The 14,703-nt window shown below is 52.9% G+C and carries 18 protein-coding genes; 17 read left to right on the top strand and 1 reads right to left on the bottom strand.

Features of this window, described 5'->3' with window-relative positions; genetic code table 11:
- Nucleotides 1-216: 216 nt before the first annotated feature.
- Both FGF66_RS11985 and FGF66_RS11980 read left to right on the top strand, forming a co-directional pair.
- Nucleotides 217-1,152 (top strand): type II secretion system F family protein, encoded by a 936-nt coding sequence (locus FGF66_RS11985; protein WP_246046692.1) that lies wholly within the window; start codon nt 217-219, stop codon nt 1,150-1,152.
- Between the two features lie 17 nt (nt 1,153-1,169).
- Nucleotides 1,170-2,108: a type II secretion system F family protein gene (locus FGF66_RS11980; protein WP_139457861.1), complete on the top strand. Its 939-nt coding sequence runs from the start codon at nt 1,170-1,172 to the stop codon at nt 2,106-2,108.
- Between the two features lie 20 nt (nt 2,109-2,128).
- Here FGF66_RS11980 and FGF66_RS13005 read toward each other — a convergent pair whose 3' ends face one another.
- The gene (locus FGF66_RS13005) at nt 2,129-2,422 is read right to left on the bottom strand and encodes a hypothetical protein (protein WP_246046691.1); all 294 of its coding nucleotides are present in this window, start codon (nt 2,420-2,422) and stop codon (nt 2,129-2,131) included.
- Nucleotides 2,423-2,441: 19 nt separating this feature from the next.
- Here FGF66_RS13005 and FGF66_RS13000 point away from each other — a divergent pair, with 19 nt between their 5' ends.
- The 15 genes from FGF66_RS13000 to FGF66_RS11905 all read left to right on the top strand — a co-directional run.
- On the top strand, nt 2,442-2,819 hold the full coding sequence (locus tag FGF66_RS13000) for a prepilin peptidase (protein WP_246046690.1): 378 nt from the start codon (nt 2,442-2,444) through the stop codon (nt 2,817-2,819).
- A 505-nt stretch (nt 2,820-3,324) separates the two neighbouring features.
- The gene (locus tag FGF66_RS11970; RefSeq protein WP_139457859.1) at nt 3,325-3,546 is read left to right on the top strand and encodes an AbrB/MazE/SpoVT family DNA-binding domain-containing protein; all 222 of its coding nucleotides are present in this window, start codon (nt 3,325-3,327) and stop codon (nt 3,544-3,546) included.
- Entirely contained in the window at nt 3,543-3,938 is a 396-nt protein-coding gene (locus FGF66_RS11965; RefSeq protein ID WP_139457858.1) for a type II toxin-antitoxin system death-on-curing family toxin, read from the top strand. Before FGF66_RS11970 ends, FGF66_RS11965 begins: the two co-directional genes overlap by 4 nt.
- A 3-nt stretch (nt 3,939-3,941) precedes the next feature.
- A complete protein-coding gene (locus FGF66_RS11960; protein ID WP_010891107.1) occupies nt 3,942-4,490 on the top strand; it encodes a tyrosine-type recombinase/integrase in 549 nt (182 codons plus the stop codon).
- Nucleotides 4,491-4,885: 395 nt separating this feature from the next.
- Nucleotides 4,886-5,515, top strand: a complete 630-nt coding sequence (parA, locus tag FGF66_RS11955) for a ParA family partition ATPase (protein ID WP_139457857.1) — start codon at nt 4,886-4,888, stop codon at nt 5,513-5,515.
- Complete coding sequence (locus tag FGF66_RS11950; RefSeq protein ID WP_139457856.1) at nt 5,508-5,726, top strand: hypothetical protein; 219 nt, start codon at nt 5,508-5,510, stop codon at nt 5,724-5,726. Before parA ends, FGF66_RS11950 begins: the two co-directional genes overlap by 8 nt.
- A 5-nt stretch (nt 5,727-5,731) precedes the next feature.
- A complete protein-coding gene (locus FGF66_RS11945) occupies nt 5,732-6,664 on the top strand; it encodes a replication protein RepA (protein WP_170181369.1) in 933 nt (310 codons plus the stop codon).
- Nucleotides 6,665-7,222: 558 nt separating this feature from the next.
- Nucleotides 7,223-7,435 (top strand): Flp family type IVb pilin, encoded by a 213-nt coding sequence (locus FGF66_RS11940; RefSeq protein WP_139457854.1) that lies wholly within the window; start codon nt 7,223-7,225, stop codon nt 7,433-7,435.
- A gap of 967 nt (nt 7,436-8,402) precedes the next feature.
- A complete protein-coding gene (locus FGF66_RS11935; RefSeq protein WP_211342012.1) occupies nt 8,403-8,612 on the top strand; it encodes a Flp family type IVb pilin in 210 nt (69 codons plus the stop codon).
- A gap of 39 nt (nt 8,613-8,651) precedes the next feature.
- On the top strand, nt 8,652-9,464 hold the full coding sequence (gene cpaB, locus FGF66_RS11930) for a Flp pilus assembly protein CpaB (RefSeq protein ID WP_139457853.1): 813 nt from the start codon (nt 8,652-8,654) through the stop codon (nt 9,462-9,464).
- Nucleotides 9,465-9,633: 169 nt separating this feature from the next.
- Nucleotides 9,634-11,280, top strand: coding sequence for a type II and III secretion system protein family protein (locus FGF66_RS11925; protein WP_246046688.1), 1,647 nt, complete (start codon nt 9,634-9,636; stop codon nt 11,278-11,280).
- A 5-nt stretch (nt 11,281-11,285) separates the two neighbouring features.
- A complete protein-coding gene (locus FGF66_RS11920) occupies nt 11,286-11,726 on the top strand; it encodes a TadE/TadG family type IV pilus assembly protein (RefSeq protein WP_246046687.1) in 441 nt (146 codons plus the stop codon).
- A 13-nt stretch (nt 11,727-11,739) separates the two neighbouring features.
- Nucleotides 11,740-12,249 (top strand): pilus assembly protein TadG-related protein, encoded by a 510-nt coding sequence (locus FGF66_RS11915; protein WP_139457851.1) that lies wholly within the window; start codon nt 11,740-11,742, stop codon nt 12,247-12,249.
- Nucleotides 12,250-12,254: 5 nt separating this feature from the next.
- Complete coding sequence (locus FGF66_RS11910; protein WP_139457850.1) at nt 12,255-13,400, top strand: P-loop NTPase family protein; 1,146 nt, start codon at nt 12,255-12,257, stop codon at nt 13,398-13,400.
- Nucleotides 13,376-14,703, top strand: a 1,328-nt coding sequence (locus tag FGF66_RS11905; protein ID WP_139457849.1) for a CpaF family protein, incomplete at its 3' end; no start/stop codon positions are given. The genes FGF66_RS11910 and FGF66_RS11905, both read left to right, overlap by 25 nt.

Here is a 14,703-nt window from a genome sequence, read left to right as displayed (position 1 = left end):
ATCACCACCCAGGAGATCTTTTGCTACAAGCGCACCGGCATCAACCCGGATGGATCCGTGCAGGGAGTGTTCAGCGCCACGGGCATCCGTCCGAAAGCGGCTGAAAAAATCCGCACCCATGGCTTTGCCCTCAGCGACGGCATCTTCGATCCCGTCCATATTGACTAAACTCCGCCGAGCATCATGAGCATCGTTTTGACCTCATTTTTTGTATTCATGGCCGTCGTGCTGATCCTGACGTTGCTCTATTGGGTGTGGAGCAACTTTTTCGACAGTCGCACCAAGGCAAAAAAAGAGCGCTTGCATGCCATTCACGCCGCTGTTCACGCCAGCGATCCAGGCATCGGCAGCACCCGCTTTCCCCTGGCTGAAAACGAACTCGAAATCTGGCTGCGCGCCCACTCCAGAACATTCGTGGAGCTCGAAAACCTGATCAAACGCGCGCACATCCGACTGACGGCCGGGCGCGTGATCGGCCTCATGCTGCTCCTGTTTACCGTTGTCATGGTGTTTGGCCTTCTGCACCAGTTCAATCTCTGGCTCCTGTTCGCGCTGGCCGTCGCGCTGGCCAACCTGCCGGTTCTGTGGCTATCCCAAAAAGCCAGCAAACGCGGCAAAGCTTTCGGAGAAAAGCTTCCGGAAGCACTCGACTATATCTCTCGCGCACTGCGCGCCAGCCACAGCCTGAACTCGGCTATCGCGATGGTTGGCAAGGAGTTCCCCGATCCCATAGGGACCGAGTTCAAAATGATCTCGGATAAAATCAGCTTCGGCATTTCATTCAAAGACGCGATTCGCGAGCTTGCCGACGGCATTAAAAGTCGCGATCTCAATTTCTTTGTCGTTTCGATCCTGATTCAGCACGAAACAGGCGGCAATCTCACTGAACTGCTCGACGGTTTGGCCAAAACCATGCGCGCCCGCATCAAACTGCGCGGCAAAATTCGTACACTCTCATCCGAAGGACGGGCTTCAGCCTGGATATTGGGCAGTTTGCCCTTTGTGCTTGCCGGTATTCTCATGCTCGCGAACCCCGGCTACATTTCGATACTCTGGACCACTTCACAAGGCCAAAACCTCATGGTCATCGGTTGCGTGCTGCTGTTCGTCGGCCTCGTTGTGCTTAACCGCCTCGTCAAGATCAAGGTTTAACCATACCTGCGCCCACCATGCAAAACATCCTGCAAATCCTGACTATCGTGCTCACGGGGGCTGCCGTCACCTCGATTGTTTTCGTGGTGTACCATTTTGGGATCGAAAGCATCTTCAAAAAACGCCTTACCCAGGTCGTTCGACAGGGTGGAGTCATGGCTGCTCCCTCCTTGTCCAAAAACGCCGCTCCGAGCAAAGTCGCCTCAATCCTCAACATCCTTTCCAAGCTCTCGCTTCCGGAAGAGGGGTGGCAAAGCTCAGGCGTTCAGTTGAAGTTTTTGCAAGCCGGCATTCGTCACAAAAAAGCGCCGCTCTACTACTTTGCCGTTAAAACCCTGCTCACGCTGGTACTGCCGGGCCTGCTGGCTTTGTTTCTGTATATCGTCCGGCCGCAGAACATCACCTTTGTTTCCGCCATGTTTACGGTACTGATCGCGGCGGGGGCAGGTTATTACCTTCCCGAAATGCTGCTGGACATCATCACCCGGAAACGTATCGAACGCATGAGAGAAAGCCTGTCCGATATGATGGACCTCATCGTTGTTTGTACCGAGGCCGGCATGAGTGTCGATGCCGCCATTGCCCGCATATCGCGTGAAATGGCTCGCACCGATCCCGACCTGGCCCAGGAGTTTTACCTCGCTTCACTCGAAATGCGTGCTGGCGCCAACCGCATCGACGCCTTGCGCAACCTGGCGCTTCGTTCACGTCTCGAAGAGATGAACGACCTCGTTTCCGTGCTCGTACAGGCAGACCGATTTGGCTCCAGTCTGGCCGAGGCATTGCGAGTGCATTCAGACATGATGCGCTCTCGCCGCAGCCAGCGAGCCGAAGAAATTGCCGCCAAAATCCCCGTCAAAGTAGCGCTGCCGCTCGTCTTGTTCATTTTCCCGACGCTTTTTCTGGTGATGCTTGGTCCGGCAATCATTCAGACGCTGAAAGCTTTCAATAAATAAGCCCGCTCGATGAACCTCGACTACCTGTTGCGAGTTTTGTGGACACACTGGCCGTGGTGGCTGGCCGGAGCGTTGGCGGGCTTGTGGCTCGCGCCCCTGGCTCGCATCGTTTCGCGCAAGGTGTTGCAGCGCGCCGAGGCTCCCCTGCACGAATGGCAGGGGCCAGGCGGCGGCCTCGAGCAACCTGTCCCGATGGCCCGGCGCATCTGGACGCCCTTGCTCAACGCCAGCTTGTGGGCCTTTGCGGCAAGCACCGCCAGCCACCCGGCCTTCTGGGCCGGTTTTGCCAGCACGCTGCTGCTGCTCGCTCTCATCGACTGGGACACGACCCTGTTGCCGGACTGGGTGGTCTTGCCGCTTGGCCTCGCGGGTCTTTTCGGCAGCCATGCCGGGTTTACCGGGCAAAGCCTCTTCGCCGGCGCAGCATCCGCCGCCGTGGTGCTTGGCCTGTTCGGCGGGCTTGACTGGGCGTTCCAGCGTATCAGGGGCACGAGCGGCATTGGCGGCGGGGACCTCAAACTCCTGGCCGCGCTCGGCGCCTGGTGGGGCGTTGTCGATGTGCTGTACATGATGATGCTGGCCAGCGTGATTACCGTGGTCTGGAACCTGGCGTGGCGGTGGTTCAAAGGCCTCAGCCCGCAAGCCGAATGGCCATTCGGCCCCGCCATCGTGATTGCCGCGCTCGCATGGAGTCTGTCGCACCCGGTTTGACGCCGGTGTTTTGCGCAGTCCTGAACCCGTCGCGAAAACCGTATACCGCGATCCTGAGGAAATACTGAAGTTTCGGAGACGATCGAAGCGGAAAGTGGTAGTGCAAGATAAAGGCAAGAGTAACATCTGGCCCGCAAGTCGCTTTGTTTCAAGAGCTTGAGACAGGAACACCTTTGTCGGCACGGTAAATAGATTGCGAACCATGACGCCGTAAACTCTTCTCGGATAAAAAGAAAAGCCGTTAGAACCGCGAAACAACCATCATGGAAACGGGGTTTTCGGAGTAGTGGAACAAAGGACAGCCGCAAGCCGTCTGGCAAACGCTCTTCCGCGTTTTAGACAAAATGAATTATTTTGTCCAGTAAAAAGCTGAACGACTCCCGGAAAGGCTTGATTTCATTGATGGTCGAAAAGGCTAAAACTGGACAAAATGATGAAGATGAACATTCTTGACTATGGGCCCGTTTTGTTATAACATATGGTATAACAAAACGGAGATGCTCTCATGCGTGCGACGGTAACGAAAATTGGTAATTCGACAGGCGTGATCCTGCCGAAGGCTGCGGCTGAGCGCCTGAAGGTCAAGCAAGGGGACGTTGTGTATTTAACGGAAACGCCGACCGGGTACGCGGTCACGCCTTACGATCCCGAATTTGCCGAGCAAATGGAGGCGGCCCGTCGTGGCATGTCCGAATACAAGAACGCTCTTCGCGAGCTTGCCAAATGAGTTGGCGCTGGCTTCTGGATGACGTGGTACTGGCCATACATGATGAACAAATCGCCGAGCATGGCGGAAGCACCGGCATTCGTGATGCCGGTCTTTTGTCGTCAGCCCTTGCCCGCCCGAAAAATCAGGCGAGTTATGGCGAGCCGTCCGTTTTTGATTTGTCCGCCGCCTATGCCTACGGGATTATTCGCAACCATCCGTTTGTTGACGGCAACAAACGGACCGGTTTTTTAGCTTCCTATGTGTTTCTGAATATCAACGGCTGGCAACTCAGCGCCTCGGAAGTCGAATCCGTTCATGCAGTCCTGGCTTTGGCGGCAGGTGAAATAGATGAAGCCGACTTTTCGAGCTGGTTGAAAACCAGGTCCGTTATCCGGTCCGAACGGGAATAACAAGTGAAGGAACGCAAACACCTCGTTTCCGCCGAAGTTGACCGGCTCATCGAGGCCGCCGGACGCAGCCGGAACTCCGCGCGTGACCGGTGCCTGTTGCTCCTGATGTTTCGCCACGGCTTGCGCGTCTCGGAGGCTTGCGGTCTTCAGTTGTCGCAGGTGGACGCCGAAAGCCGCGTCCTGCATGTTTCGCGGCTGAAAAAGGGATTGTCCACGACGCACCCGCTAAGAACCGACGAACTGAAGGCAATCAGGGCCTGGCTGGCGATCCGCGCGAAAATGAAGCCGGATACGGACGATTTTTTCCTGAGCAACCGCCGCGGGCCATTGAGCCGCAAAACCGCCTGGCTGGCGATCCGGAAGTATGGCGAACTTGCCGGATTGCCCCTGCCCGCTCATCCGCACATGCTGCGCCACGCCTGCGGTTTTGCCCTGGCCGATCAGGGGGCCGACACGCGGCTCATTCAGGACTACCTCGGCCACCGGAACATTCAGCACACCGTGATCTACACGGCAGCCAATCCGGCAAGGTTTGAAAGGCTGTGGCATTAAAGGGCCAGCAGCCTTGAGAACATAGGTCGAATGGTGGAACCGGCGGGCTTTCGGCATCAACAGTACCGCACCGGACAGCGTGATTTCTCTGCTTGCCAGCACCGCCGAAGCCTCTGCCCCGGCTCCGGCATCGAGCGTTTTTTCGTCTGCTCTCCATTCAGGGTTGAATACAGGAAATCCCGTGACGCAGACGCAGAACCTTTTCTTTCAAACGGTTACAGAGAAATTTTCCGATCGGTTTTTGTGTGAGGCTTATTTCTGTAAATAAGGATTTCTGTATTATCGTTTTTAAATAAGTAAGTTTAGGCGTAATATCTCTGCATGACTTTGCGGGGTAAACTCGCTTCATTAAAATCGTGTTTCCTTATAAGCGGAAACACAGAAATACATCAATAATGATTATCTCCTTTCAGAATCAAAAGGGAGGGGTCGGCAAGACAACGCTTTCCGTGAACATCGCTCACGCCTTGGTGCTCAGCGGGTTCAAGGTGCTGGTAGTGGATGCCGATCCACAGGGGAGTGTTCGTGACTGGGCTTCGGTCAGGGATAGTCGGCCACCGTTCCAGGTTATCGGCATGGACAGACCGACCATTCACCGTGATCTGCCTTCCATGAAGGATAATTACGATCATGTGGTGATCGATGCGCCGCCAAGGGTATCGGAGTTGGCCCGAAGCGCGATTCTCGCTTCGGATATGGTCGTGATTCCCGTTCAGCCATCGCCGTACGATGTATGGGCAGCAAAAGAGATTGTCACGCTTGTCCAGGAAGCATCTGTGTATAAGGAAAAGATTAAATCTGTATTTGCTGTTAATCGTAAAATCGCAAATACAGCCATAGGGCGCGAGGTCAAAGAGGCCTTGCAAACCTATGCCTTACCGGTTCTGGACGCGCAGATTTGCCAACGGGTTCTTTTTGCCGAATCGGCGGCCGTGGGAAAGACCGTGTTTGAAGTTTCGCCAGACAGCCAGGCGGCCAGCGAGATTGAGTCACTGAAAAATGAAATTCTTCAGCACTATGAGTAAGACTATTGGTTTCAGAACACCACAGGATCAGGCGGATGCATTCGTGGCGAAGGGAAAAGAGAGCTTTGACGAACCTTCGGAGCCGGTCAAGAGAATGACCCTGGATGTGCCGGCATCGCTGCACAAGGCATTGAAACGAAAGGCTGTTGACGACGGACTCTCCATGCGGGAGCTGGTTATTCAATGGGTACGGGAAAAGCTCAACGCCTGAGAGCCATGCCGCCAAAAAAGAGAGCGCTGGAGACCTCGGGGTTGCTTTTTCCCGATCCGGGATTGTCTCCGATCCAGACGAGGCTGGTCAATTCCAGTCACGATATCGTGATGAACGATCCGGAAGGGATTACGTACCACCACACGGTTTTTTGCCAGACAGGACTGCCATACCGGAATCCTGGAGAGAACATCCGATTGTGGGAGCAAAAACAGGGCAAAGCGATTCTCGAAGTCAGCGCGGGAAGGGTTATCAATCCATCGACCTTCGAGTTTGTCAATGTCGGATTGCCGTTTGGCCCGAAACCGCGGCTGATTCTGACGCACCTGAACAGCCAGGCGCTCAAGACAGGCTCGCCGGTGATCGAAGTTGAATCTTCCTTGACCGCCTTTGTCAGGCGGCTGGGCCTCGACGGCAATGGCCGTGATATCCGCTCGATCAAGGATCATCTTTCCCGGCTGTCTGCCGCCACGATCAGGATCGGTTTCGTGGCCGAAAACCGGGCCGTGCAGGTCAATACGCAGATCGTCAAGGCATTTGACCTCTGGTTCCAGAAAAACGAACGACAGCGGGTTCTGTGGCCCTCTACGGTGCAACTCAGTGATGATTACTTCCAGAGTCTGGTCAATCATGCCGTGCCACTCGATGAACGCGCGGTGAGCGCGTTGTCCCACTCCGCGATGGCCCTCGACGTCTATGCCTGGCTCGCGCAACGCCTGCACCGGATCAAACAGCCGCAATTCATCACCTGGGTGGCGCTCAAAGAGCAGTTTGGGTACCATTATGATCGCATGGACAACTTCAGGAGGGTCTTCACTCATACGCTCACGATTGTCCATTCGCAGTACCACAATGCCCGCTTTCAGATCGATGGCAAAGGCATGACCTTGCAGCACAGTCAGCCGCCAATCAAGAGCTGCCTTCACCGGCTCTCTTAGAGGCTCATTTACGAAGTTATCCACATAATTCCGTTGATTTCCGAACTTATCCACGGGCAGTTTGGAGGAAGATTCACGGGCAGTTTGTAGGAGTTTCTGGTGAAAATCCACGGGCAGTTTGCAGGACAATCCTATAGTTAATTACCTATAGTTATCCTGTAGTTGATTGCCCCCAAACTGTTGATAACTCGTAAAAACGGGTTTAACCTCGCGAGAAGACTCACCAAGAGGTCACCACGATCGATTCAGTATCCGGGATTACAATTTCAAAACAGGAAAATCGTTATCCTTACCAATAGATTCAGCTCAGCTTTTGATTTTTACATTGCTTTTACGTAACCTGCAATAACAGCAAACTCGTCGCTGATTATCATGTTTGAAGAGCAGATCATCAAAAGTCACGGTGTTTTTTTGGAGTAAAAAGCGTAAGTCGCAATAAAATAATTATTTATATGTATTTTTAATTACAAACGCTTTTGCGTGGTCAATAGAACCAAGGCCATCATTTACCCACACCAATCAGCGAAAGGCCAATAATTTTCACCGGGAAGAAAAACTATGCCAAACATGTTTTTCGCCATTCAATTGGCCATTGAAGCGATGCAAGCCACGCTTGACAGGCATTTTGATATCAGATCACAAAAAGGCGTCATCGCCATGGAATACGGCCTGCTGGGCGTTCTGATTGCCGTCGCTCTGGTCGGGTCGATTCAAACCATCAGGGATAAAGTATTTGATATGCTGACCATGATTCTCAATGCCTTTCCCTAATTACCGCCATACACAACACGTAGCCATCAGCCTCTCATTCCAACAAGCAGATTGATGGGACAAGTCCAAATGTTCAGCCATTGGTCAAGTTCGTTCTTTGTAGTTCAGGAAGAAGCGCTTCGCCATTACACAACGGTTCCCTTTCCGTGAAGCCCCTCCAATGCATCAAAAAGCCACCAGAATCCTCAATCTCCTCGAATACGACATGATTTTACCCTATAACGTTATTGTCATGAGATCAGGATCGATACATCCCTCGAAAATCTTCAGCTTTCCAACTAACCAGGTAGATGCCGTACAGTCCATCTGATCACAAGCTTAATCGAGCTAAAAACAGCGAAAATCGATCACGAAAACAATTGTATAATGATATTTCTGATACAGGATTTGAGCTAATTTATATCTGTATTTTATAGAACTTTTATTATAAATGTACTTTAAAAAACAATATAAAGTGCAAATAAAAAATGAACCTTTAATCAGACTTATGAGGTATAACCTGTTACAAAACAAAAGGTTGTTTTCGAAAAGAAAAACGACAGTTGGCTTCATTGCCACTAAAAAAATCAAAGAAACGTTGAGTTTGAAAAATCAATCGTCAAACAGCAGAGAAATGAGCTGCACGATTGATTGCTACTGGTACTTTTTTATAAAAAGAAGTTATGAAAAAATAGTTGACTGATGATTTTTTGAGCTTACTCCTTATAAAGTAAATCGTTATCTTTTTCTTTAAAGAAGTTTTATCGTAAATGACTCAATTCAAAGTGGGTATTCCATCGTTATCCATTAAAATAGATCAACGCCAAGTATTGAATTTTACATTTTTTTTATATAAAATACGCCCGCAGTACGATTCGCCTTTAGACAATCTCATATGAACCGTTCAGATAACAGAACAAGATTGCGTTCGCAAGGCGGGTTTTTACATCTGATCAATAATTAATTAATTTTCCTGGGAGGAAAAACCATGTCAAACATGTTTATCGCCATCAAATTGGTTGCTGCCGCTATGCTTGCCAAGCTGAACAAGCACGTCGATCTCAAATCACAAAAAGGCGTTACCATCATCGAATACGCTCTGCTTGGCGCCTTGATCGCTGCTGCACTGGTTGCATCTCTCACTACTCTTAAAACTGACATAGCCGGCCTGTTTACCACAATCGGAGGTAGCCTGTAATAGGACTTTACAGGTAAAAACTTTTTGACTGTCTAAAAAGTGAAACTACCAGTACTTGTTGCCATCGCACTCACTTTGGGTGCGATGGCGGCTTTTATGGCTGCTCGCTGGATGGGCGTTACCAAAACTGAAGCTCAACCTTCAGGGAGCATGGTCGTCATCGTTGAGCAGCCTGTCGAAGCCGGCAAAGCGATTACGGTTAATCAAATCAAGGCCATTGACTGGCCGGCTTCAACCGTTCCGCGTGATGCATTCGCTCGCACCGCCGACGTGGTCGGGCGGATTGCCCGCGAGCCTATGGTTGCCGGTGAGCCTGTTTTACCTGGCAAACTGGCCCCGAAAAATGCGACAGGGGGTTTGTCCTCGATCATTTCTGAGGGTAAGCGCGCCATTACTGTCAAAGTGGACGAGGTGATCGCTGTTGCCGGATTTGCCTTGCCGGGCAGTTATGTGGATGTTCTGGTGAGCGGCAAGGACGCCGACAATCACCCTTTTTCGAGAACCGTGCTGTCGCGCGTCAAGGTGTTGGCCGTGGCCCAGGAGACCTCTGCCGAACAGGAGAAGCCAAAAGTGGTCAACGCCGTTACCCTCGAGCTTACACCCCCTGAAGCCGAGAAACTTAACCTTGCTCGCTACATCGGAGAGCTTTCTCTCGATTTGCGTAACGAACTCGATGCTGGCAAAGTAAACTCTCCGGGGGTCCGTCTGTCAGATATTGTTTCTCCGCAGTCTTCCTCTTCGCCTGCCGCACAGGCGGCGCCTGTCACCCGAAAGGTGTCGGCGTCTTCGGGTCATACCAGTGGACTCGATCAAATACGGGGCATCAGCCGAAATTCCGCAGCCACCCCATAGCGCGTTGTCTGTTTTATTGATTCAAATGGAAAAAAGAAATATCCACCATTCCTGACTCGATGCAACGCACTGAATATCTCTTTTTCAATACAGCGGATTAACCAAACAGGACACTATCCGATTTGACATGCACATGAATTTGACATGCCTAAAGCGTCCTGCCCGCAGGATGAGCGCACTTGCCGTCCTGCTTGCTTGCGCCGTTTCCGTGGCCGCAGTGGCCGCTACCGAGCCTGTCGCCAAAAAAGCTGTTTCCGTGGCCGCAGCGCCAAATCCTGAGCCGGTCATCAAAAAAGCCGCGCCCGCGAAGCGATGGGTCTCGCTCGTACCCGCGCCTGTCGCTAAAAAGGCTTTACCTGAAATCGTGGCCAAAAAAGAGATTCCCGCACCAGTGAGGAGACGGGTTTCACCCGAACCTGTCTCGACGGCAATGGATACGCCATCGATCTATCGTGTGCCTCTGGGGGAATCCAGGATTTACCGGTTTGCGCAACCCATCAAGCGCGTTGCCGTAGGAGACCCACAGGTGGCCGACTATATCATGATGAACCGCTCCGAAATCTATCTGCTGGGCAAAAAACTGGGATCGACCAATCTTGTTGTATGGGACCAAAAAGGCAACGTAACCTCCACGCCGGTACAGGTCAGCCGCGGCACCACCGCCCTGCAAGCTTTCTTGAAAGCTCTTTTTCCAAAAGAGAACGACATTCATATCGATGCCCTGGGTCCAGCGTTGGTCCTATCCGGCTCTGTGTCTGACGCCTTGGTTGCAGAGAGCGTCATTCGCCTGGTCACAGCGTATTTTGGCGGTTCAGTTTCAAAGTCGAGCCCGGAATCCGCCCTTATCGGCACTGACGCCAAGGCATTGACCGGCGTCATTGGCGAGCTCAATAAGTCAACCACTGCTTCCAACGCAGAATCTTTTGCGTTTTTTAAAAAAACCTTGATGATGGGCGATGAAAAAGGCGCCTCTGGTTCTGCGGGAGCTGACAGCACACGCGGAGTGATCAACCTTCTCAAGGTTCGCGATCCGCAGCAAGTCCGGCTCGAAGTCCGTATTGCTCAGGTGTCGAGGAGTTACCTCGAATCTTTGGGCCTCAGCGTCACGAAGCTCACGGGCGATCTCACCGGCAGCCTTGGCAAGCTCTCGACAGGATTTGTCAGCGACGCGACGCTTGACCTTTTGCTGAAGCCCGATTACGACATCAAAATGGGCGCAAAACGTAAACCCAGTTTGTTGAAGATACTGGCCGAACCCACTATTGTCACCATGAGTGGCAAAGAGGGTTATTTTCTTGTTGGAGGCAAAATTTATACGCCCAGCAGGGTAGAATCCCAATTGGGATACCGCGAAATTGAATACGAAGAACACACCTACGGCGTGGGTTTACGTTTTACGCCCGTCGTGCTGGATGCAGGCCGTATTTCACTCAAGGTTGTATCCGAGGTTTCTGAACCTAACACGGAACCACTCACTCTTGGGACTACAGAAAATTGGCCATCGTTTAAACTCAGCACCGTTTCAACCGCCGTTGAGATGAACGAGGGGGAAAACCTTGTTATTGGCGGACTCAAGCTCGACAATCTCACCAATGCGATCGATTCGGTGCCTTTGCTGGGTGAAATTCCCATTCTCGGCGCACTTTTCCGGAACACAGACAAGAATGCCGAGAAGACCGAACTCATGGTTATTGTCCGTCCTACCCTGGTCAAAGCCAGCAACACCCCGCCGGAGCTGCCAACGGACAAGTTTGTCCCTCCTACCAGAGGAGAGCTTTTCTTCGGTGGAAAGCTTGAAGGATCACGAAAAAAATGACCGCCATGCGCACGGACAAGGCGATGTTCAAAGCTCAGGCAAAGAAGTTTGTTCGATCCCAGAAAGGTAACGCAGTGGTCGAATTTGCGCTGATCCTGCCTATGTTCATGGCTCTATTGCTCGGGGTGATTACTTTTTCCACAGCTTTTTACAACAAGAGCGTACTCAGCATTTCCACCCGTGAAGGCGCGCGCGCCGGAGCCCTCTACGTTTCGGGTATCTCCACGGCCGATAGAATCAATAAGGCCAGAACCGCTGCCGAGAATGCTTGCAGCGACAAGCTCATTTCTTATGGGACTTTTACTCCCCCTACCGTTACTCCGACTATTAGCGGCGATGTTCTCACCGTCATGGCCAGCTTTAATTTTACAGGATATGACCCTTTTGGCTTAATTCAGCGCGTGTTTCCAATTACGGCCAGAACTACCATGATGGTTGAATTATGACGCTCGAATTACCATGAGGCGATCACAATGCATCGACAAACGCTTGCACCGCCAGCGTGGTGTTGTCGTTATCTGGTTCGCCCTGCTCATGCCGGTATTGTTCGGCGGTTTTGCTTTACTGGCGATTGACTTGGTTCGTCTCAACCTGACCAGAATCGAAGCTCAGAATGCGGCTGACGCCGCTGCTCTTGCCGGGGCTCGTCAATTCGCCATGAGCAACAAGGTGTCAGTGGCCAAGGCCTATGCACTCTCATTTGCCCGACGCAATTATGCCAATGGCGCCAAGGTCATGAATCCGATCATTGAAACGGGTTTCTGGGACCTTTCAGACCCTGCCGCAACCTGGCATACCACGAAGATCGGAACAGAAGCCTCAGCCGTCAGAGTCACCGTTGATCTCGGGAGCAGCTTCCATTATTTTTTCGGCTCAATTTTAGGTATTGCCGACCCCAACGTTCAAGCCAGCGCCATTGCTGCCCAGCAATCCTCCGCCGCATCCGACCACGCCATACTGGTACAATAACACTTATGAACATTGTTACATACTCTCCCCATCCCTGGGATGTTCTCGATACACAGCTCGAGCTGGCTCAATACCAGTTCGTCCAACTGGTGGGCGATCTCAGGGAGATGGTGCGCAAACTTTCGGCGCAAAAACACGATCTCGTCTTTCTCGTGGGCTTTGACCCCACCGATCCTCAATACCTTCATGAGGTAGAGAAACTCTGCCTGGCGCTGCCCGGCGCCACCATTGTGGCGCTGCATCCAAAAATACAGCAAGAGTTTTTGATATCGCTCATGCGCGCCGGTGTGCGTGAAGTCATTGCCGACAGCGCCTCCGATACCTTGCAACACGTTATCGAACGCGCTCAGCTTCGCGTCAAGGGCGTGAGCGTTAACCGGGGGCGTGTTTTGGGATTTGTCGCGGCCAAAGCCGGGGACGGTTGCTCCTGCATCGCCGCCAACCTTGCCTTCGCGATCTCTCAACAGTCCGGAAACCGTGTGCTGGTGGTCGATGTCTCTTTACCCTTTGGCGACCTTGACCTGTACCTCACCGGCCGTCACCATGCTCAGGATCTGGCCGACATTTCCAGCCAATCCGACCGGATCGATCAGCCGCTGCTCGACAGCATGGTGCAGCATCTCAGCCCTACGCTTGACCTCATCCCGTCGCCCACGACGTTTGAAAAAATCGTGCATATCGAGCCCGAGCGCGTGAGCGAACTCATTCGCATTGCCATAAATTTTTACGACTACATCCTGATCGACCTGGGCAACTCTTTCGACCAGGTCGGCCTCTGGGTGCTCGATCGCCTCGAGGAGCTCTGCATCGTCGCCACCCCGTCGCTACCCTCCATGCGGCGGGCAGGTCAACTGATCAATCTCTGGAGAGAGCTGGAAAAACCGGTGTCGCACGTTGAACTTATCCTCAACCGCACCGACGCGAACGGTTCCATCTCCAGCACCGAAATAGAAAAGGTCATCGGCAAGCCGATCAGCAAACGCTTTCCCTCCGATGCCAAAGCCGTGCAAGATGCCCTTTTGATGGGTAAGACCATCTTGCAAGCAGCGCCCAAATCCAGACTTTCCCAAACCATTATCGACTGGGCCGTTCTGCTGACCGGCAGCAGTCAGCCTAAACCATCGCTATGGCAACGCTTAAAGATCAAATAGCCCGGTGGAACCTCTCCACCAAACGGGCGACGCCTCAAGCCGCATCGGCATCCGCACCGTCGCCATCGCCCGAAATCCCTGAGACCCCGGCGCCCTCCCCGGTCGTTCAGGCTCCGGTTTCGCCTGCGCCGTCGATAAAACCCAAAGCAGCCATAGGGGTTGACTATTTCGCGACCAAAATGCATCTGCACCAGAAGCTGCTTACCCGTATCGATCTCACCGCCCTCGAAAGCCTGACTCCCGACCGGCTGCGCAACGAGCTTGGAGTGCAGTTGGTCGCGCTGATCGAAGAGGAGGCTCTTCCGCTCAATGTTCAGGAGCGCAACCGGCTGGTGGCCGATCTCAAAAACGAAATCATGGGGCTGGGTCCGTTGGAACCCCTGATAGCCGACCCTGGCGTTTCTGAAATCATGGTCAACGGCCACCAGAACATCTATGTCGAAAAAAACGGATGCATTTACCCCACCGACATCCGTTTCAATGACGACGCGCACCTGATGAAAATCATCGACAAGATCGTCTCTCGCGTCGGACGGCGCATCGATGAATGCAGCCCGATGGTCGATGCCCGTCTGCCCGACGGCTCGCGCGTCAACGCCGTCATTCCGCCACTGGCCCTCGAAGGCCCGGTGCTCACCATCCGGCGTTTTGCCGTCGTCCCGCTGCAAATGCGTGACTTCATTCAAAAAAACACGCTCACGCCCCAGATGGCTGAGCTGTTGTCGGCTCTGGTCAAGGTCAAGTGCAACATCATCATTTCCGGCGGTACCGGTTCGGGTAAAACCACGCTGCTCAACATTCTCTCGGGCTTCATTCCTTCGAGCGAACGCATCGTCACGCTCGAAGACACTGCCGAGCTTCAGCTTCAGCAGGATCACGTCGTGCGCATGGAAACGCGCTTGCCCAACATCGAAGGCAAGGGCGAAATCACCATGCGCGCGCTGGTCAAAAACGCCTTGCGCATGAGGCCCGACCGTATCGTGATCGGCGAGGTGCGCAGCTCCGAGGTAATCGAAATGCTGCAAGCCATGAACACCGGTCACGATGGTTCGCTCACCACCATTCACGCCAACAGCTCACGCGATGCCCTGGGCCGGCTCGAAAACCTGGTGGGCATGTCGGGCGTCGTTCTGCCAAGCAAAGCCCTGCACCAGCTCATTGCCTCCTCGATTCATTTTATCGTTCAGGTCTCGCGACTCGACGATGGCAGCCGCAAGATTACGAGTATCCAGGAGATCAGCGGCATGGAGGGCGACGTTATCACCACCCAGGAGATCTTTTGCTACAAGCGCACCGGCATCAA

The sequence above is a fragment of the Chlorobaculum thiosulfatiphilum genome (assembly GCF_006265165.1).
Classification (GTDB): domain Bacteria; phylum Bacteroidota; class Chlorobiia; order Chlorobiales; family Chlorobiaceae; genus Chlorobaculum; species Chlorobaculum thiosulfatiphilum.
The sequence above is the reverse complement of the archived record's forward strand: the minus strand, read 5'-3'. Positions and strand labels throughout refer to the sequence as shown.

Coding starts and splice junctions, on each gene's coding strand:
- FGF66_RS11985 (WP_246046692.1), top strand. CDS start 217: ATGGCCGTCGTGCTGATCCTGACGTTGCTCTATTGGGTGTGGAGCAAC.
- FGF66_RS11980 (WP_139457861.1), top strand. CDS start 1,170: ATGCAAAACATCCTGCAAATCCTGACTATCGTGCTCACGGGGGCTGCC.
- FGF66_RS13005 (WP_246046691.1), bottom strand. CDS start 2,422: ATGAGAGCGAGCAGCAGCAGCGTGCTGGCAAAACCGGCCCAGAAGGCC.
- FGF66_RS11970 (WP_139457859.1), top strand. CDS start 3,325: ATGCGTGCGACGGTAACGAAAATTGGTAATTCGACAGGCGTGATCCTG.
- FGF66_RS11965 (WP_139457858.1), top strand. CDS start 3,543: ATGAGTTGGCGCTGGCTTCTGGATGACGTGGTACTGGCCATACATGAT.
- parA (WP_139457857.1), top strand. CDS start 4,886: ATGATTATCTCCTTTCAGAATCAAAAGGGAGGGGTCGGCAAGACAACG.
- FGF66_RS11950 (WP_139457856.1), top strand. CDS start 5,508: ATGAGTAAGACTATTGGTTTCAGAACACCACAGGATCAGGCGGATGCA.
- FGF66_RS11945 (WP_170181369.1), top strand. CDS start 5,732: ATGCCGCCAAAAAAGAGAGCGCTGGAGACCTCGGGGTTGCTTTTTCCC.
- FGF66_RS11940 (WP_139457854.1), top strand. CDS start 7,223: ATGCCAAACATGTTTTTCGCCATTCAATTGGCCATTGAAGCGATGCAA.
- FGF66_RS11935 (WP_211342012.1), top strand. CDS start 8,403: ATGTCAAACATGTTTATCGCCATCAAATTGGTTGCTGCCGCTATGCTT.
- FGF66_RS11925 (WP_246046688.1), top strand. CDS start 9,634: ATGAGCGCACTTGCCGTCCTGCTTGCTTGCGCCGTTTCCGTGGCCGCA.
- FGF66_RS11920 (WP_246046687.1), top strand. CDS start 11,286: ATGCGCACGGACAAGGCGATGTTCAAAGCTCAGGCAAAGAAGTTTGTT.
- FGF66_RS11915 (WP_139457851.1), top strand. CDS start 11,740: ATGAGGCGATCACAATGCATCGACAAACGCTTGCACCGCCAGCGTGGT.
- FGF66_RS11910 (WP_139457850.1), top strand. CDS start 12,255: ATGAACATTGTTACATACTCTCCCCATCCCTGGGATGTTCTCGATACA.